Origin of the sequence: Marinomonas ostreistagni (assembly GCF_016888445.1) — a bacterium.
Lineage (GTDB): Bacteria > Pseudomonadota > Gammaproteobacteria > Pseudomonadales > Marinomonadaceae > Marinomonas > Marinomonas ostreistagni.
In genome coordinates this window covers 1,146,928-1,165,308 of record NZ_JAFEKF010000001.1, presented here as the reverse complement: position 1 = coordinate 1,165,308, position 18,381 = coordinate 1,146,928, and the positions used below count along the sequence as shown (strand labels likewise).

Sequence of the window (18,381 nt, the reverse complement as noted above, 5' to 3'; positions counted from 1 at the left end):
CTGGTTAACGTCATGATCTGACGTAGATTTCATGTACCATAGTGACATGAGAAATAAGCGAGTAGGTGGGTTATGGAGCATTGGCCGACGGGATTGATGGTCATTCAAGGCAATCGTCTTGAGTCATTAAAAGAGGTGTTGGTGGAGTGGGTTAAGCGTTATCCACTAAAGCCTTTGGAGACCGATAAGTTTTTGGTGCAGAGTAACGGCATCGCCCAGTGGCTGCAGCAAGCCTTGGCCCAAGATGAGCGTGACGGTGGTGTGGGCATTGCCACCTCGATCGATGTGTCTCTGCCTGGGCGCTTTGTCTGGGAAGCTTATCGGGCTGCGTTTTGGGAGCTAGATACCCAGTCGCCATTTGATTTAAAACCCATGACATGGCGTTTGTTTCGCTTACTCAGCCAAGTAGCTCAGTGTGATCATGATGGTCACTATGACGCGCTGTTGCATTTTATGGCCACGGGCAAAGATCCTGAGCATCGCCGCTATGTGTTGGCAGAACGTATCGCCAAGTTGTTCGACCAATATCAAGTCTACCGGGCTGACTGGCTACAAGCATGGCAAGATGGCCTTGATGTCATGCCTTCCCGTGATGAGTCGGCAAGCGCTCAAACAAAACCTGTCCCTGAAGAACAGCTGTGGCAACCGATGTTGTGGCGTTTTCTGGTGCATGATGTAGAGCAAGATCCGCAGTTTGCTAAGGGTAAGCGCCAAGTCGTGAACCGCTCGCAAATCCACCAAGATTTTATCGAATACTGTCGTAACCATGGCTCACTAGAAGGGCTACCACGCCGTGTCGTAGTGTTTGGTATCTCGTCGCTACCTAATCAAATATTAGAAGTGTTTCATGCGATTGCGCCGTTTACCCAAATCTTGCTGTTTACCATGAACCCCAGTGAGTATTACTGGGGCGATCTGATCGAAGGGCGCCAGCTGTTGCGTCAAGCTCAGTCGCGGCGCCCACTTCGAGAAGGGCGAACGCAAAAAGACATTTCCTTGGATGAAGCACACCTATACGGTAATCCGCTATTGGCATCTTGGGGGAAGTTAGGTCGTGATTATTTACACTCGCTAGACGAACAAGACGAGCCACAAGTCTATCAGCCGTTTTTTGTCGACAGTAAGATCGATCTATTTGAATCGCCGGGCGAGACGACGCTACTACAGCAGTTACAAGACGATATTTTTCAGTTGCGCAGCATCGATGATTGCAAGGCACTCGCACGTTTGATCGACGTTTCACGGGACGATAGCTTACGCTTTTTGGAAACGCACAGTCGCCAACGTGAAATCGAAGTGCTGCACGACTTATTACTCAATGAATTTGAGCAGGCGGCACAGCAAGGCCAACCACTGGCGCCGCGCGATATCTTAATCATGGCTCCGGATATCAATGTCTATGTGCCGCACATCGAGGCAGTCTTTGGTCGCTTTGCTAAATACGGCGAACACGCCGATGCGCGTTTCCTACCATTTCATATTGCTGACCAAAGCGCTCGCCAGCAACATCCTATTGTGGCGGCGTTTGAGTCTTTGTTGGCGATCACCCATTCGCGCTTTGAGGCGACGGATTTGTTGTCTTGGTTGGACATCCCAGCGTTACGCAATGCTTATCAACTGAGCGAAGGGGATGTGGTCACCCTGAAACACTGGATTGAGCAGGCCAATATTCGTTGGGGGCTCGATAAAGAACAACGTCGCGGTCTCGGGCTGACGTATCCTTCTGAGCAAAATACCTGGCTGTTTGGCTTAAAGCGTATGTTGCTGGGCTACAGTGTGGGCAACGGTGAGATCTGGCGCGATGTCTTGCCTTACGGCGATATTGGCGGTCTTGAGGCACGTCTGTTGGGGCAGATGCATCGTCTGGTGGATGACATACAGGCGGTGTGGCACGCGTTTAGTACGCCCAAAGTCTTGCTGGATTGGAGTCAAAGTTTGCAGCAGTGTCTACAGACTTTCTTTGTCGCCAGCGATGATCATGAACAGCGTGTGCTTAGCCGGATCGAAGAGCAGATCGAGTTGCTCGAAGAGTACGTGCACGGCTCAGGAATCGAAGCCGAGCAAGTTGCCATCGATGTTGTACAAGAAGCGTTGCTAGGGCAGATGGATGAACCAGCTTTGAGCCAGAAGTTTTTATTAGGATCGGTGAACTTTGCCACCTTGATGCCGATGCGTGCGATTCCCTTTAAGCAGGTGTACCTGATCGGCATGAACGATGGGGATTACCCGCAAATCAGTACGCCGATGGATTTTGACTTGATGGTCGGTGATTACCGCCCTGGTGACCGTTCTCGTCGCGAAGATGCGCGCTACTTGTTCCTTGAAGCGGTGCTGTCAGCTCGAGATAAGTTAGTGATCAGCTGGCAAGGTCGCAGTGCTAAAGACAATAGCGAGCAGCCGCCCTCGGTATTGGTGGGGCAGCTACGTGACTATGTTGCTAAAGCTTGGCCGCAAGTTGAGCTATTAGAGCAGTTGACGCAAGACTATCCAATGCAGCCATTTAGTCGCCAATATTTTGTCGAGCCAGCGAAGCTCTTTACGTACCAACAAGAGTGGGAGCACAGCGCACAAGATCAGGCCAACGATGTCGAGCAGACTTTACCGCCTTGGGCTCCTGATGCGCCGCTGACTGCGCGTAAGCTCACAGCCTTGTTCCGCTCGCCGGTAGATGCTTTGTTTGCTCAGCGCTTGGATATCCATCGTCCGAATGAAATTGAAGAGACTAAAGTAGTCGAAAACTTTGTCAGCACGGGGCTTGATGTCTGGCAAGTGCACGATACTTTGTTGCAGTTTGCTAAGCGACAGCAACCTAGCGCTGACGCTTGGGATCAGCAAGTGGAACAGGAGTTGGCCCGTCAAGTGGCGGCTGGCGAGCTCCAAGAAGGGGCATTTGCTGCGATTCGTCGGGAAAATCTATTCCCCGAGACCGTGAAGCATTTGTACTTCGCTTGGCGGCAAGAGATTGACCGACTCACACCTAAGCCCAATACTTTGCGCCAGTTTGAGGTGCTGTTAGATGCCCAAACGGGACTTACCTATGCGGATGATTTGGATCGCCTTTATTACTCACCAAGCAGTGGCGAGACGGTACAGTTTATTTTGCAAACGTCCAATGTCTACAGTGAAAGCCGCATCGAAAGCGAGCAATTTCCTCGTGACATCACGGCTAACAAAGTCGATGCAAAAGTGCGCTGGCACAATGTTGTCCATGGCTGGGTGCGTCATGTGATCGCCAATGTTGCGCATCAGGGCGGTATTGCCACACAGATCATGTCGCCCAATGGCGATTTGCGATTTGCGCCGCTTGTGTACACAGAGGCGCAACGCTACTTGGAGCAGCTGACGCGGACATGGCTTAACGCGATGCAGCACTTGTTGTGTTTTGGTATCAATGGTGCGATGGCGTATTTGATCCAAGGACGCTCGAAAAAGTCAGATATCGATCGCATGTTAGAGCGCTATAGCGATGCCGATCTTGCAAGCTCTGGTAGCCATTATGCGCGCCAATATTTCACCCCGCCTTTGGCAGACGACACCGTTGCAGCGTTTGAAGCGCTGATTCCCATCTTGTGTCAGCCAATGTTAGATGCCCTGAAGGAAGGTTAATCATGGAGCAACAGGTTCAGCAGTTAGATGCGCTCACATTTCCCTTATCAGGCTCCGCTCTGATCGAAGCCAGTGCCGGCACAGGTAAGACCTATACCTTGGCGTTATTGTATTTGCGCTTGGTGCTTAAGCACGGTGGCACGCAAAGCTTTGATGAGTATTTACTGCCACCCAATATTTTGGTGGTGACCTTTACTAAAGCGGCAACTCGAGAGCTGCGTGATCGCATTCGTGCGCGCTTGGTCGAGGCGGCCGCCTACTTTCGCGGCGACAGTGAGGTAGCCGATCCGCAGCTGAGCACGCTCAAGCAAGATGTGGCTGCGCAGCAGGATTTGAATGCGGCAGCACGTCGCTTAGAAGTGGCGGCAGAATGGATGGACGAAGCCGCTGTGTCCACGATTCACTCGTGGTGTAGTCGCATCCTATCAGAGCATGCGTTTTACAGCGGTCTGAATTTTACGCAAACCTTGATCGAAGACGAGAAGCCTTTGATCATGCAAGCCTGTGAAGATTATTGGCGTGAAATGGTGTTTCCGTTAGATGAATCGGAGCTGCGCCAAGTATTAACGTGCTTCAAATCGCCAGCGGATTTGTATCAGACGGTTAATAAAGTGATCTACAAAGTCGATGCCATAGCGCCCGTGCCGATGGATATCAGTACACAGCTAGAGGCCATCGCGAAAGAGCGAGAGGCGACTGTTACTGAGCTTAAGCAAGCGGTGCAACAGGCATTGCCCATTTTACAAAGTGACTTTGAGGCGGCGGCTAAGCAAAAACTCTTTAAAGCGACCTCGCTGAATGCCAAGCATCGTGCCACGGTCTTTGAAGGACTGGCCGAATGGAGTCAGGCTTCGGGTGAGGCGCTGCCTATGCTGGAGAAACTCTTTCAAGGTAAAAGCTTTGCCAAGATTGCTTTGCTCGACATCGATTTTTGGCAAGATCCTAGCCATATTCCGGTCGATCGTGGTGCGGCGCAAACCTTGGTCGATTTGCAACAGGCGGTGCAGACATTAATTACCCCGCTGCAGTATTTGATCAGTCATAGCAGTCATTGGGTAGCTGAGCGTGTGGTGTCTGAAAAATTACAGCGCGGCGCTTTGAGTCAAAATGATCTCTTGATCAAACTGGATCAGGCGTTACAAAACCCAGGCGGAGAGCGCTTGGCTGAGGTGATCCGTAAGCAGTTCCCTGTGGCGTTGGTGGACGAGTTTCAAGACACCGACCCAGTGCAATATCGTATTTTTAATACCATTTATAATGTAGCCGAGCCGCACCCTCATACGGGCTTTTTTATGATCGGCGACCCGAAACAGGCGATTTATCGCTTTCGAGGGGCCGATATTTTTACCTATCTAGCGGCCAAACAAGATACCGGTCAGCGGCAGTTTACCTTAACGCACAACTATCGCTCGGCACCTACGTTGGTGCAGGCGGTCAACCGCTATTTTGAGCATGCTGACAAGGTCAATCAAAGCGCTGGAGCGTTTTTATTTAAACAACAAGACGTCGACCCCATCCCGTTTTTGCCGGTGCAATCCGGCCGTGAGGGCACACGGATTGCGCTCTTGATCGATGGTGAGCCGGTCGCGCCACAGCATGTATGGGATTTAGCTACACCTGATGAAGACGCGCCTAAGTGGGATCGTGCGGTGGTTACAGCCAATGAAATCACCTCACTTTTGCATCTTTCCCAGCAAGGTCGCGCACAAATTGACCTTGGCAAAGGGGCGCGTGAGATTTTGCCGAAGGACTTCGCCGTGCTGGTGAACAGCGGTAATCAAGCGCGTCAAATTCGTCGCGCGTTGTTTGAGCTCAATGTAGCCAGTGTGTACTTGTCAGATGCCAGCGACGTATTTGATACCGAAGAAGCGGATGATATTTTGCGCGTCCTGCGCGCTATGGCTGAGCCTTACAACAGCTACTATTTGCGCATTGCCCTAGGCAGTCGTTTGATGGGGTTGTCGCTGTATGATTTGGACCGTCTTAATCACGATGAAGTGTTTTGGGAAGGTTTTATCGAGCAGTTTCGCAGTTACCATCACCATTGGCTGCTGTTTGGGGTGATGGCGACTTTGCACCGCTTTTTTAAAGATCAGCGTGTCACCAGCCGCTATTTAGAGTCCGCCAATGGCGAGCGCTCTATCACGGATTTGTTCCATATCAGTGAGTTATTGCAGCAAGCCTCTGAAACTGTGCAAGGCCAACAAGCATTGATTCACTATCTTGAGCAATGCATTACCAGTGAAAATGCCAGCGAAGAGAGCCGCCAGCAACGTCTAGAAAGCGATGCCGATCTGGTGCAGGTGGTCACAGTGCATAAGTCCAAGGGTTTGCAGTATCCATTGGTGATGTTGCCGTATTTGGATTATGCGCGCCCGACTAAAGCCTCTGATGTGCCGATCGAATATCATCAAGCCGATGGTCGTTTGAGTTTGACCTTTACTCCAGAACCCGAAGAAGTTGCCATGGCTGACTTTGAACGCTTGGCGGAAGATGTACGTAAAGTGTATGTGGCAATGACCCGAGCCATCTGTGCTCAGTGGGTCGGTATCGAAGACCCGCAAGGGACCAAAGACAATCCAGAGCCTGAGTTAAGCTCAGCTGGCCACGTGCTAGCAGGGCGCAACAATGGTTCGGTACTGGCGCAGTATAAGCATCTTAAGGACGTATTTTCGATCGCTGAACCTAAGCTTGACCAGGTGCCTTACAAGCCCCTAGCGGAAGCGCAGCCAAGGCCGGCTCGTCGCGTGCAGGATTTGGCTATTGAGCCTTGGTGGATTGCCAGTTATTCGTCGATCAGTTATGGCGGTAAGAGCGAGCCAATGTTTCCACAAAGTACGGCGACTGAGCTCGCCATAGATGAGCAGTTAAGTGACGATGATAGTGGTGTCGATCACGCTGAACCTACACAAAAGCATGCCACTAAACTGATGCATTGTTTGCCGCGCGGTAGCTTTATGGGCACCTTTTTACACGGCTTGATCGAGTGGGCGGCTCAGCATCGTTTTGAGGATGAGCAGGGCGAGCGCCTGCAAGGCTTTGCTGCCGCCGTGGCGGATCATGATGGCCGTCATCAACTGTTAGAAACACGCTGCCGTAAGCGCGATTTGGCAAGCTTTGCGCCTGGCTTAGCAGACTGGTTGGCCGACTTTTTGGCCACGCCTTTTGCACTTGAAAAGTTAACGGGCAAAGCAGAGCAGTATGTGCGCCTAATGGACTTGGCGCCGCAGCAAATCAGCGTCGAGCTGGAGTTTATGTTGGCGGCTAATGAGGTCAAAACCACGCAACTTGATCAATTAGTAAGGCGTCACACATGGCAAGGCCAAGAGCGACCCATGGCGAACTTTCAACAGCTACAGGGCATGCTTAAGGGCTTTATTGACTTAGTGGCTGAAATAGATGGCCAGTACTTTGTCATTGACTGGAAGAGTAATTACTTAGGCAATGCGGACGCTGATTACCATGCGCAAGCTTTACAAGAGGCGTTATTGAAAAAACGCTACGATTTGCAGTACGTGCTGTATTTGTTGGCACTGCATCGTCACTTAAAAGAGCGTATACCTGATTACCGTTACGATCAGCATATCGGAGGGGCAGTATATTTCTTTTTACGTGGCTATGAACACCCAGATACGCAAGGGCTGGTATTGGATAAGCCGCCTCGAGAGCTAATCGAGCAATTGGATGCCATGTTCTCTGGCGCTGCTCATGTGGCATCTGACGCTTCTCAGGAGGTCTACCATGACTAAGATGGAAACCATGCTCAGTTGGGTGGATTTGGGGCTGATCCGCTACGTGGATTATGCGCTGGTGAAGTTTGTGCGTGAGCAGGTAGCAGAGCAGAATGAAGATCTTCTGCTTGCTCTGCTGTTGACCAGTCACAGCGTGTCATTAGGGCAAGTATGTCTTGATCTAGACGCAGTGTTAGCCACACCTACCATGCTGTTTAATCAAGAAGGTGTAGATTCTGAAGAACGTCAGCAAGGCATGGCTCAGTTACAAAATTGGCTTGCAGATTGTCAGCGAGATACATGGCTACAGAGCTTAAGAAACTGTCCTGCCGTTGCCGATGAGCAGAACGCTTACCAAGGTGATCAGGCCGCGACGCCATTTGTGTTGGTTGAGCAGCAGGGGAGAGCGCTGTTGTATTTGCGCCGTTATTGGCAAGCAGAGCGAACCATCGTCGAGGGGATTAAAGCGCGCCTTGAGCCTGCTAGTCGCATAAGCAATGCCGACATTAAGCGTTTGTTAAGTCAGTTGTTTGGTGAAAAGCAGCACGATTTTGAAGAGACGGACTGGCAGCGCATCGCCTGTGGTATCGCCGCCAGTAACCACTTTTCGATCATCACGGGTGGCCCTGGTACAGGTAAAACCACCACCGTGTTAAAACTGCTGGCGCTGTTACAAGCCGAGCGTTTGCTGCGTGATTTACCGCCCTTGGCGATACGTTTGGCAGCGCCGACGGGCAAAGCCGCGGCGCGCTTAAATGAGTCCATTGCGCAGAACTTAAGCGGGCTTGCGCTGCCGGATCTAGATAACTTAGCGCCAGAAAAGTTAAAGGCTGTAATCCCAACTCAGGTGATGACCTTGCATCGGTTGCTAAGCCCCAAGCCTAACAGTCGTCAGTTTCAGCACAATAAGTCTAACCCGCTGGTGGCGGATATTGTCGTAGTGGATGAAGCCTCAATGATCGACATCGAAATGATGGCCAATTTATTTGATGGCATCGAGGCGGACACACGTGTCATTTTGCTGGGCGATAAAGATCAGTTGGCCTCAGTCGAGGCTGGTTATGTACTAGGGGATTTGTGTCGCGGTGCGGTCAGAGGGCACTACACCCCGGATACGGCTCAATGGATTGAAGAGGTGTGCCAGCAAACGATTGATCAAGCCTACATTGATGCGCACGGCACGACGCTCAACCAAGCGGTGTGTATGTTGCGTAAGAGTTATCGCTTTGTCGAAGGCGGTGTCATTCATCGCTTGGCAAGTTTGGTTAATGAAGAGCGAGAGCAGGCGCATGACAACCCGAAATGGCCCGATTTACAAGCAATTTTCCAGCGTCAGGAAAGCATTCAAAATCGTCCCGTTTTGCAATATTTGGAGCAGGCGCAGCAGGACAACACAGCACTGAGCGAGCCCTTTAAACAGTTGTTGTTAGAAGGTTATGGGCATTATTTAGCGGTCACAGCTGCAATGCCAGAGCTCGGTCAAGGTACTGGCGCTTTTGATGATTGGGGCAAACAGGTATTAGCGGCTCACGCACATTTTCAGTTACTTGTGGCGCTGCGCAAAGGCGATTGGGGTGTTGAGGGCATGAATCACAAGATCGAGCAGCTGCTGGTTGCTCATAAGCGCTTGGCCAGCGTCGACAGTGTTTGGTACTTCGCGCGCCCTGTGATGGTGACGCAAAATGATTACAGTGTCGATCTGATGAATGGTGATATAGGTATCAGCTTGCTCTATCCGGTAAATGGAGCACTGAAACAGCGCGTCGTGTTTTCCGACGGTAAGGGGGGCGTGCGCTGGGTACTGCCTAGCCGTTTGCAGAGTGTGGAAACGGTATTTGCCATGACCGTTCACAAATCACAAGGTTCTGAATTTCATCATACAGCCATGCTGTTGCCCAGTCAGCATTCGCCGATTCTCACAAAAGAGCTGATTTACACGGGCATCACGCGCTCTAAAAAGCACTTTACCTTAATCGCTGGTGATAAGAAGGTGTTGGAAAGCGCGATGAATTCAAAAGTTGAGCGCGTCAGCGGGCTTGGATTTTTAATCCAGTGATAGGCGCCGCTTAGCTTCCCCATCCAGTGATTTAGCTGGATGGGGTGAGTCGCTAAATTAGGCCAACAGGGCAGCTTACGCCTGTGCCCGCTAAACCACAGTAACCATTAGGATTTTTGTGCAGATACTGCTGATGATCGGTCTCGGCAAAATAGAAGGTGTCTAATGGCTCAATTTCAGTGGTGATCATGCCGAATCCATGGGCCAAGAGTAGCTGTTGGTATTGTTCTTTGCTGGCTTGAGCGGCTTGCAAATCTTCTTCACTGACGGTGTAGATGGCTGAGCGGTATTGGCTACCGACATCGTTGCCTTGGCGCATGCCTTGGGTCGGGTCGTGGTTTTCCCAGAAGACTTTAAGAATTTCTTCCAATGAAATCTCATCGCTATTAAAAATCACTTTCACGACTTCCGTATGGGCGGTTTGCCCAGTACATACTTCTTCATAAGTTGGATTGGGGGTGTAGCCACCCGCGTAGCCGACAGCGGTGACCTTAACGCCATGAGTGTTCCAAAACTTTCTTTCTGCGCCCCAAAAACAGCCAAGTGCTAAATAAACCTCTTTTTCGAGCGTTCCAGCATGGCGTTTCATGTTATCTTTTGTAACTATGTTTGTATCTTCGATGAATAATGGTTCACTTCTTCCTTTTAGCGCTTCTTCGGGGCTTGGGATCTCGCATTTTTTCAGTAATTTTGCAGTTAAATCAAACATTTTATACTCCCGATAAATTAAGGATCTAATTGTATGAATTGTGATCTGTTTTTACATTGCGTTACGTGTTGAAGCAAAAATATACGCGCAATCAGTAGCTTTAGGTTACTACTGACATACACTTTAGCCATTCAATGCATTGGGAACGCAGCATGACGGACGTTTTGATTCTTTGGGATTCACGGTTTGATAATAGCCGTTTGGACGATTTTGTGGCCGAGTTTGCTTCAGAATTGTCTCGCTTCGCTGTGGATGTCCGAATCGTAGCGTTGGCTCACCGTCATGCCCCAGACGAAAACGTCATTAAGCCATCCATGCGTGCAGTTCTCAATCTAGTGCAACAAGAAAGCCCTCATTTCCTTATTACCTTTGGTGATCGAGCCAACAGTCTGGCAGCTTTGTTAAGCCCGACATTGAAATGTCGAGTATGGACAAACGCGTTGCCGACATGGCTAGACGATGAGCGATCATGTTCACCCTTATTGGCAAGGTTATCTAAGTGGATGGTGAAGCATTCCCAATGGGGAGATTTGTCTGCCGAAGCCGATTACACCTATGTTCAGCCCAAAGCGGCCGCAGCCAATGGTGTGGTGATCATCCATGAAGATTCTTACAGTGAACGTTTGATAAAGCAGTTGCAAGACAGTGGTGCAGAGTTCTGCGCTCTGAGCATGAAGGACTTTTTAACGCCTAGTGACACCTTGATGAAGCATTATGGTCTGATTGTGTTGTCTTATGAAGCGTCGTTAGAGGGTAGAGTGATCGATCAAGCCAATGCTTATGGTATGCCCGTACTTCTTATCGCGCCCGACGGACGTCAGCATGGTGTAATCGAGGGAGAAACAGGCTGGGTGGTCGATAGCTCCCAGCAAATTCAATTTACTTCATGTCTTAGCAATTGGCGCGTTATGTCTGATGATGCGCGTCGAATGATTGCGCATTATTGCCGTGAGGCGATCTCTGAACGCTCTGGCATTCGCCAGTATTGCACTTCATTGGGTTACCCTGAACGCCTAGAATATAAAGATTTTAAAATTAGGGGTTGACCAATCAATCAAAGCTACGTAATATGCGCACCTCGTCGGCACAGAGAGAAAAACAAAACGTTTTCAAAGTCATTTGGAATGTTTTATATTTCCTTAAAGCAGGCGGTAAGTGATTCATTTTATTGAGTTTACTTACAGTGATTAGATTTATCTAAATCTGGCGCGGGATGGAGCAGTCTGGTAGCTCGTCGGGCTCATAACCCGAAGGTCGTCGGTTCAAATCCGGCTCCCGCAACCAATTAGATAAACCGCTACCAATAATCACTTACTATGTAATTTGACGTCGCAAGACGCATGGCGCGGGATGGAGCAGTCTGGTAGCTCGTCGGGCTCATAACCCGAAGGTCGTCGGTTCAAATCCGGCTCCCGCAACCAATTAACATTACATAGACACAATCAGTTATCTTAAACTGTCAGGCGCGGGATGGAGCAGTCTGGTAGCTCGTCGGGCTCATAACCCGAAGGTCGTCGGTTCAAATCCGGCTCCCGCAACCAGTTTAACGATAACAAGCCTAAAGTCTATTCTTGACTTTTCAGACGCGGGATGGAGCAGTCTGGTAGCTCGTCGGGCTCATAACCCGAAGGTCGTCGGTTCAAATCCGGCTCCCGCAACCACTTATCAAAAACATCTTATTATTCTCAAAAAATTTTGGACAACTCTGCCTGATAGCTCGTTGGGTTCATAACCCGAAGCCGTCGGTTCGCTTTCTAAATTTAAAGAATGGCTCCCGCAACCACTTACAGAAATACCCTGTAAATTATCTCTCTGAATTTTCGTTTTGTTTAGTCGTGAGCTTGCGTAGTCGAAGAATCTTCAAAAATCAAAAAGGCGGCCCCTAAGTTGTGCATCAATAGGTCGGTTGGAGCGTATTGGCGATAAAGTAAGCGAATAAGAAGAAGCCTAAATACGCACTATTTAGCAGAAAATAATGATGTAAGCCTTATTTTTTGCAAAGTATGGCCGTTTTGTTTCAATGTTTATTAGTTTGTTTTTGACTCATGTCATGTTTTCTGGGGTTGCTTACATAAAACTGTAAAAGTGTCGTACTGGCGCTATCGTGGTGCATTGTTAACTGGCATTATCCGCCCGCCTAGCGCTTATTTATTGTTAATGTAATCGATGGATTTTTGTCATGCGGAAAAGTAATCCGAACCCCCACGCTACGCTGTTGAGTGATCTGTACTATAGTAAAGCTCAATCTGGCTTTAGCGGTACCAAAGCGTCTCAATGGAGTGACGTCTTTGATCAAAGCTTTGGTGCATGGAATAGGGGGTGATCATGCCGCAAGAGTCCATCCTATACAAAGCGCTGTTTAATTCCGCAGCCGACGGAATCATCATTCTGAATCATAAAGGCCTTATTCAGGCTTTTTCACCTGCCGCTGAAGCGCTATTTGGTTACTGCGCAGATGAGGTGTTAGATCAAAACGTATCGATGCTGATGCCTGAGTCAGTTGCTAAGGATCATGATCACCATCTTGAGCAATATCTTAAAACGGGCCAAGCTGCCATTATTGGTCGAGGGCGAGAGGTTATTGCTAAGCGCAAAGATGGCAGTTTGTTTGATATGCACTTATCCGTTGGGCGCGCAGACTATGCTGATCAGCCACCAGCGTTTGTCGGTATTTGTCACGATTTAACACAGTACAAAGAAACCTTGCATAACTTTGAGCGCGTCGATATGCGCTATCGTAGTGTATTTGATTCTCAAGGTCTGTATATCGTACGTATGCAGTTGTCTGGGGACATCATGCTGGCAAACAAAACCTTTGCTGCGCTCGTCACCGGAGAGGGTAAGGGGTTAAATGGTGATGAAAACTTCTTGCAGTGCCTCGATGATGCCAGCCAAGAAGAGTTTAAAACACGGCTTGCCTTTTTAGCTAAAGGTGGGGAAAACGAGTTTAAGCTACCTCTTACCATCCGTACTCCCTATCAAAAAACTGATGTGGAGTGGTGGATTAAACGGGTGACGGATTTGGATGGCACCCATATCCAAGCAGTGGGAATTGATATCTCTGAAAAAGTCGTCGCGTCTAATGAAGCGTACTTTTTAAAGTATTTTGACGATATTACCAAATTGCCAAAATTAGAGTATGTGCGCAAACGTTTTGAAGCCCTTGATTGCGACCAAGACGATCAGGTGTATGCGTTTGTGCAGTTTGAAGTGTCAGACTATAAGCGCATGATCAAACTCTCCGGTGAAAACGTGGTGGCGTCTAAGCTGCGTAAAATATCGACTATTATTGAGCAAAACCCTGCGATCGAGTTTGCCAGTCGTTTGATTGAAGGGCGCTTTTTGGTGATCTACAAAATTCCTGAAGAAGTGGATGTGCATGAGTATGTGCCAAGCCGGATTCAGCATTTAAGAAAGCTGCTCAATAATCAAGTAGTGATTAGCTCTGAGCTGGATGCGGGTTATACCTTATACGATCCGCAATACAGTTTTGATCACGGCGTTGTGCGCGCCAAAATGGCGCTTGCCTATGCTCGAGAAAATGAGTTGGCGTGCTGTTTTTATAATCAGGCTATCCAGCGTGACTATGATCGTCGCAAGCAAGTTGAGCGAGGCGTGGTCAGAGCCTTGGGTTACAAAGACATCGCAGTGCATTTTCAGCCCAAGATCAACCTGCAAACAGGTGAAGTGTGTGGTTATGAGTCCTTGATGCGTTGGCATAGCGAGCAACTAGGTTATGTCTCACCATTGGATATTATCAAAACAGTGTATGAGCTGGACTTGGTAATCGACTTAGATAAATACATTATTATTCAAACCCTAGACGCAATACAGCAGCACCGGGAAGTCTTCAGTGCATCAACCCCGGTATCGATCAATATGTCGGCTAAGAGCTTTGCGCGCCGTGATGTGATTGAATTTTTGATCTTGGCGCTGCAAGAGCGTGATTTACCGGCTGAGATTATTGAGGTGGAGGTGACAGAAGATGCCGTGCTTTCGATCGGCGATGTTGTCAAAGCCAATGCTGAGCTGCTGCAAAATCATCGTATCAATATTTGTTTAGACGATTTTGGTACGGGCTACTCGGCGTTAAGTTATTTGGGTAAGTTGCCTTTAGACAATTTGAAGATAGATCGTTTGTTTATCAACGAAATTAAAACCCATCGTGGCAGGGTGATGCTCGAAGCGATCATTTCGATCGCCAAATCCCTAAATCTTACGGTCACCGCCGAAGGGGTTGAGGACCAAGAGCAAGCGAAGCTGCTTCAAGAGCTTGGTTGTGATTATGCCCAAGGCTTTTTATATGCCAAAGCGCTGGCGCCTGAGACGCTCGAGTCTTTCTTGTTCGAGCGAGCTCAGATGGTGCCTAGAATGGGTGCTTCAAGATCGTTTTAGGCGGCTAATCAGTAGTAGCGCAATAAAATATCCACCGCCGATGATGGACACTAAAGTACCAGCTGCAACTTGGTCGGGATAGAGTATGGTTTGCCCCAGCCAATCTGCCCACAGCATCAAGGTTGTGCCGATCAGTGCAGCGATACAGAGCTGCGCGCGGCCAGACGTAGCGCCAAGCATGATGGCCAAATGCGGCGCAATTAACCCCACAAAGGCCACCGGTCCCATGGTGGCGGTGGCCATGGCGCACATCAATGCCACAATTAACAATAACACCAAGCTGACGCCACTGACGTTAATGCCGCGAGCTAGAGCAAACGCGCGCCCAATAGAAATAACATTGAGCCAGCGCGAGCAGATGAGTGCAACGCCAAGTAGTAGTAACACGCCAGTGGTAAGTGTCACACTTTGCTCCGCACTTGTACGATAAGTGGAACCTGATAACCAAAGCAAAATGCGATAGCTATCAGATGTTCCTTGAGCAAGGCAAAACTGAATCACGGCATCGATTAGAGCGGTGATGGCGATACCTGTTAGGATCAAACTTGAAGGGGTGTACTGGTGCTTACGTGCTAGCAGCAACAAACAAACCAAGACCACTAAGCTACCCGCAATGGCTGCAAGCCAGTTATAGGTCAAAGACGTTTGACCAAGCCAGACGGCTGAAGCCACCATGGCAAGTGTGGCGCCTGCCGAAACCCCCAAAATATCAGGGCTTGCCAGAGGGTTATAAATAAGGCGTTGCAAAATCACCCCTGCGACGGCCAAACCAAGCCCTGTCGCCGCTGCGGTAAGCAAGCGTGGCCAACGAATTTGCCATTGATAAGCGCTCGGCCAATGCCACTGCCAATTGCCTTGCGATAAGTCGATGAAGCCGTACGCCATGATGGCGATCAGTAGCATTGAGCTGATTGCGCCGAGACTTAAGGGGCTTAGATGTCGACGACCGCTGGGTAAAATGAGCGCGAGACTATCTTGCGCCTTTAGTTGGCGGCGACTAAACCAGATCAGCGCAGGAGCACCAATTAGGGCGGCGGTTATGCCGCTAGGGATCAGTTGATCGCTCCACTGGGTAGCAAAAAAGGCCAGTCGGTCTGTTAGCAGCAATAAGATTGCGCCGATGGCGACGCTGAATGTTAGTTCTTGGCGCGGGGTACGGGCCTCCCAAGCGCGAGCGATATTTGGGCTAATCAGGCCAATAAAGCCGATGACACCAACACTGGTGATTGCCGCTGATGCCAGCCAAATGCCGCTGATCATCAAGATAAAAAAGACTGGGATAACGGCTAAGCCACGGCTGCTGGCGCCGTCTTTGCCAAGCTTTAATAGAGCGAGTGCTCTCGGGGCAAACAGCATAAGCGGGATAAATAGCACGAGTTTAGGTAGTAGCCATGTGATCTGATCCCAGCCATTTTGCGCCAAATCGCCTGCGCCCCACATAAAAATATTTTGCGCGTATTGCTCGTTCAGCAAGATGATGCCAGTGGCAATAGCGCCCAGCAAAATATTGACCACCATACCGGCCACGACAATTGGAAGACCGCTTAGATTTTTTAAGCCAACAATGGCCACAATCAACATAAACGCTGAGAGCGCCCCCGCCATTGCAGCGATGGCGCTGTATTGGGCAACCCACTGTGTAAACCAAACATTCATAATGATCAGTGCTAGCCAAGCGCCTGAAGATGTGCCCAATGTAAGCGGCGAGGTCAAAGGGTTTTGAGTCAGTTGTTGCATTAAACTACCCACAAACCCTAAAGTGCCGCCGACAATAATGGCCATGATTAAGCGTGGTAAGTGGCCGTAAAAATAACTGTAGTCAGCGAAACTTTCGGGTGCTGTGCGCTGTAATATTAAATGCCATTGTTGGGGCACAGAGAGATCTGTGCCCAGCATTAAGGCTGCTGCCAAAGCGAGTGTGGTGATCCCAGCCAGGCTTAATGAGCGAAAATGGATCATTGATCGGCGATCTCTAGCAAGCTTTTGACGTACACATCGGCCATATATTTTAACGACATGGCGCCCCCATAACTCCACACAGGGTCAACTGAGTTAACATGATTCTGACGTACAAATGGCATGGCTTTCCAAAGGAAAGATTGTTTCAAATCTTCCTCTTCAGGGTACGGCAAGATATACAGTACGTAGGCTTGCTCAAGGTCTTTTAATGTTTCTAGACGCTTTTGCGTGACGCCCCAAGCTGCATAGGGCAGAAGGCGCGCATTAGGCAGACCTAATTGCTCTAACACCCAGTTTGACATTGAGTGCTCGGTATAGAGGTAAACCGACGTGTCGCTACCAAAGCGTACCGGTAGAACCTCTGGCAGCGTATCACCATAGTGCTGTTGGAGTTGTCCCTTAAGTGCTGCGATATGTTGTTGCAGTGAGTCTAATCTACTCTCGCCAAGCGCTTCTTTATCAAATAGCTTGGCCAGTGTACGAAAATGACGAATGGCATTATCGCCAGCGCTGCTGTCTGGTGAATAGTTTTCTAGTAGCACTACTGGAGCAATGGTAGAAAGCGAATCGACTAAATCACGTTGGCGGTCGCCAGCCAAAATTACGTCGGGCTTTAATGCGGCAATCTTTTCAAGGTTGGGCTCAGCACGGGTACCGATATTGGCGACTTCTTTAGGTGCCAAAGGTTGCGCTACCCAAGTGTTGTAAGCTTCTGGATTGGACGCGCCTACGGGGATGACATCTAATTCGAGGGCTTGCTCAATTAACGCCCAATTCAAGGCCACCACACGCTTAGGCGTATCTTGGAAAGTTTGACTGCCAAGACTGTCTTCAATAGTGATCTCGGCGTTGGCGGGCTGAGCCAGTAATAAGGCCATGCCGACGACAGCGATAAGTTGGCGAACAGAGGTTAAGGACATACGACAGCAACCTTTGGTTTAGAGTATTGAGGAGACATTGGATGTTCTACTAGGCGAACAGGGGTTTGGTAGAGCTCGCTAAGACGCTGCTCATCGAGCAGTAGATCTGCTTGGCCTGCAAACGCCACTTGGCCGTGATTCAGGGCGACAATATGATCGGCATACTGCAGTGCTAGGTTCAAATCATGCAAAATGACGATAATACCGCGTGAATCGTCTTGGCATAGTTCGCTAAGCAACGCCATCAGCTGGTATTGATGCTGAATGTCGAGCGCCGAGGTGGGCTCGTCTAAAATCAAAATAGGTGATTGCTGTGCCAGCAACATGGCAACCCATGCCCGTTGGCGTTCCCCCCCTGAGAGTGTATCTGCTTCAGCGCTAGCGAATTCGTTGATGCCAGTGCGAGCGATCGCTTGATCAATGATTTGTTCGTCTTCTTTGGTCCAGCGCCCTAATAGGCCGCGCCATGGGAAGCGCCCTAGGCGTACCACTTCACGAACATTAAGGCCTGCCGAGGAAGGCAGCTTTTGTGGCAAAAAGGCAATATTACGTGCCAACGTTTTGGCCTTCATATGTGACACGTCTTGATTATTAAGACTGACGCGGCCTTGATCGGGGGGCTGTTGGCCAGCTAATAAGCTCACCATGGTCGATTTGCCTGAGCCGTTATGACCTAAAACAACAGTCAAACCCTGGGTGGGGATTTCAAGTTCGGGAATGTCCAAAATGACCCGTTCAGAGCGGATCATTTTTATATCTTTGAGTGTAAACATGACGTTTGCTATCCATGACAGTCTCTTGCCGTGAATTTATGGTGGCTCTAAGAGACTGTTGTGCTGGCAGTTTCAAGGGGGGCGCGTACCTTACTGTGATAAGCGCCATGTAGTCCAACAAATGATACATAAATAAAATTGTTGTTGCTAATGGTAGCTGTTCGCATTCAATTTGTTTGGCGCTTTGACGTTTTTTTGAGCGCTTATGACAGTGCTGACATATATTTGTTGC

Annotated in this window: 9 protein-coding genes and 4 tRNA genes; 9 read left to right on the top strand and 4 right to left on the bottom strand. The window is 49.3% G+C overall.

What is annotated here, in order from left to right; translation table 11 throughout:
* Nucleotides 1-72: 72 nt before the first annotated feature.
* The 3 genes from recC to recD are packed head-to-tail and all read left to right on the top strand — an operon-like array spanning nucleotide 73 to nucleotide 9,393.
* The gene (gene recC / locus JQX58_RS05490) at nucleotides 73-3,606 is read left to right on the top strand and encodes an exodeoxyribonuclease V subunit gamma (RefSeq protein ID WP_204145788.1); all 3,534 of its coding nucleotides are present in this window, start codon (nucleotides 73-75) and stop codon (nucleotides 3,604-3,606) included.
* Between the two features lie 2 nt (nucleotides 3,607-3,608).
* A complete protein-coding gene (recB, locus tag JQX58_RS05485) occupies nucleotides 3,609-7,355 on the top strand; it encodes an exodeoxyribonuclease V subunit beta (protein ID WP_204145787.1) in 3,747 nt (1,248 codons plus the stop codon).
* Nucleotides 7,348-9,393 (top strand): exodeoxyribonuclease V subunit alpha, encoded by a 2,046-nt coding sequence (recD, locus tag JQX58_RS05480; protein ID WP_204145786.1) that lies wholly within the window; start codon nucleotides 7,348-7,350, stop codon nucleotides 9,391-9,393. The genes recB and recD overlap by 8 nt, the downstream gene beginning before the upstream one ends.
* Nucleotides 9,394-9,445: 52 nt before the next feature.
* Here recD and msrA read toward each other — a convergent pair whose 3' ends face one another.
* Nucleotides 9,446-10,102, bottom strand: coding sequence for a peptide-methionine (S)-S-oxide reductase MsrA (msrA, locus tag JQX58_RS05475; RefSeq protein WP_204145785.1), 657 nt, complete (start codon nucleotides 10,100-10,102; stop codon nucleotides 9,446-9,448).
* A 152-nt stretch (nucleotides 10,103-10,254) separates the two neighbouring features.
* Between msrA and JQX58_RS05470 the strand changes: the two genes are divergently transcribed.
* The 6 genes from JQX58_RS05470 (at nucleotide 10,255) to JQX58_RS05445 (ending at nucleotide 14,497) form a co-directional block, all read left to right on the top strand.
* Nucleotides 10,255-11,148, top strand: coding sequence for a glycosyltransferase family protein (locus JQX58_RS05470; protein WP_204145784.1), 894 nt, complete (start codon nucleotides 10,255-10,257; stop codon nucleotides 11,146-11,148).
* A 161-nt stretch (nucleotides 11,149-11,309) separates the two neighbouring features.
* Nucleotides 11,310-11,386: transfer RNA gene (locus JQX58_RS05465), tRNA-Met, on the top strand.
* A gap of 60 nt (nucleotides 11,387-11,446) precedes the next feature.
* Nucleotides 11,447-11,523, top strand: a tRNA-Met gene (locus JQX58_RS05460).
* A gap of 43 nt (nucleotides 11,524-11,566) precedes the next feature.
* Nucleotides 11,567-11,643 (top strand) — tRNA-Met (locus JQX58_RS05455).
* Nucleotides 11,644-11,686: 43 nt separating this feature from the next.
* Nucleotides 11,687-11,763, top strand: a tRNA-Met gene (locus tag JQX58_RS05450).
* Nucleotides 11,764-12,427: 664 nt separating this feature from the next.
* A complete protein-coding gene (locus tag JQX58_RS05445) occupies nucleotides 12,428-14,497 on the top strand; it encodes an EAL domain-containing protein (protein ID WP_204145783.1) in 2,070 nt (689 codons plus the stop codon).
* Here JQX58_RS05445 and fhuB read toward each other — a convergent pair.
* Genes fhuB through JQX58_RS05430 form a run of 3 tightly spaced genes read right to left on the bottom strand, consistent with a single transcriptional unit; the run spans nucleotide 14,483 to nucleotide 18,125 of the window.
* Nucleotides 14,483-16,456: a Fe(3+)-hydroxamate ABC transporter permease FhuB gene (fhuB, locus tag JQX58_RS05440; RefSeq protein WP_204145782.1), complete on the bottom strand. Its 1,974-nt coding sequence runs from the start codon at nucleotides 16,454-16,456 to the stop codon at nucleotides 14,483-14,485. The two genes, JQX58_RS05445 and fhuB, sit on opposite strands and share 15 nt — an antisense overlap.
* Complete coding sequence (locus JQX58_RS05435; protein ID WP_204145781.1) at nucleotides 16,453-17,376, bottom strand: ABC transporter substrate-binding protein; 924 nt, start codon at nucleotides 17,374-17,376, stop codon at nucleotides 16,453-16,455. The genes fhuB and JQX58_RS05435 overlap by 4 nt, the downstream gene beginning before the upstream one ends.
* A complete protein-coding gene (locus tag JQX58_RS05430; RefSeq protein ID WP_239090146.1) occupies nucleotides 17,367-18,125 on the bottom strand; it encodes an ABC transporter ATP-binding protein in 759 nt (252 codons plus the stop codon). The genes JQX58_RS05435 and JQX58_RS05430 overlap by 10 nt, the downstream gene beginning before the upstream one ends.
* Between the last annotated feature and the right edge of the window lie 256 nt (nucleotides 18,126-18,381).

Excerpts from the sequence above, each read along its gene's own strand:
- recC (WP_204145788.1), top strand. The coding sequence starts at position 73 with ATGGAGCATTGGCCGACGGGATTGATGGTCATTCAAGGCAATCGTCTT.
- recB (WP_204145787.1), top strand. The coding sequence starts at position 3,609 with ATGGAGCAACAGGTTCAGCAGTTAGATGCGCTCACATTTCCCTTATCA.
- recD (WP_204145786.1), top strand. The coding sequence starts at position 7,348 with ATGACTAAGATGGAAACCATGCTCAGTTGGGTGGATTTGGGGCTGATC.
- msrA (WP_204145785.1), bottom strand. The coding sequence starts at position 10,102 with ATGTTTGATTTAACTGCAAAATTACTGAAAAAATGCGAGATCCCAAGC.
- JQX58_RS05470 (WP_204145784.1), top strand. The coding sequence starts at position 10,255 with ATGACGGACGTTTTGATTCTTTGGGATTCACGGTTTGATAATAGCCGT.
- JQX58_RS05445 (WP_204145783.1), top strand. The coding sequence starts at position 12,428 with ATGCCGCAAGAGTCCATCCTATACAAAGCGCTGTTTAATTCCGCAGCC.
- fhuB (WP_204145782.1), bottom strand. The coding sequence starts at position 16,456 with ATGATCCATTTTCGCTCATTAAGCCTGGCTGGGATCACCACACTCGCT.
- JQX58_RS05435 (WP_204145781.1), bottom strand. The coding sequence starts at position 17,376 with ATGTCCTTAACCTCTGTTCGCCAACTTATCGCTGTCGTCGGCATGGCC.
- JQX58_RS05430 (WP_239090146.1), bottom strand. The coding sequence starts at position 18,125 with ATGATCCGCTCTGAACGGGTCATTTTGGACATTCCCGAACTTGAAATC.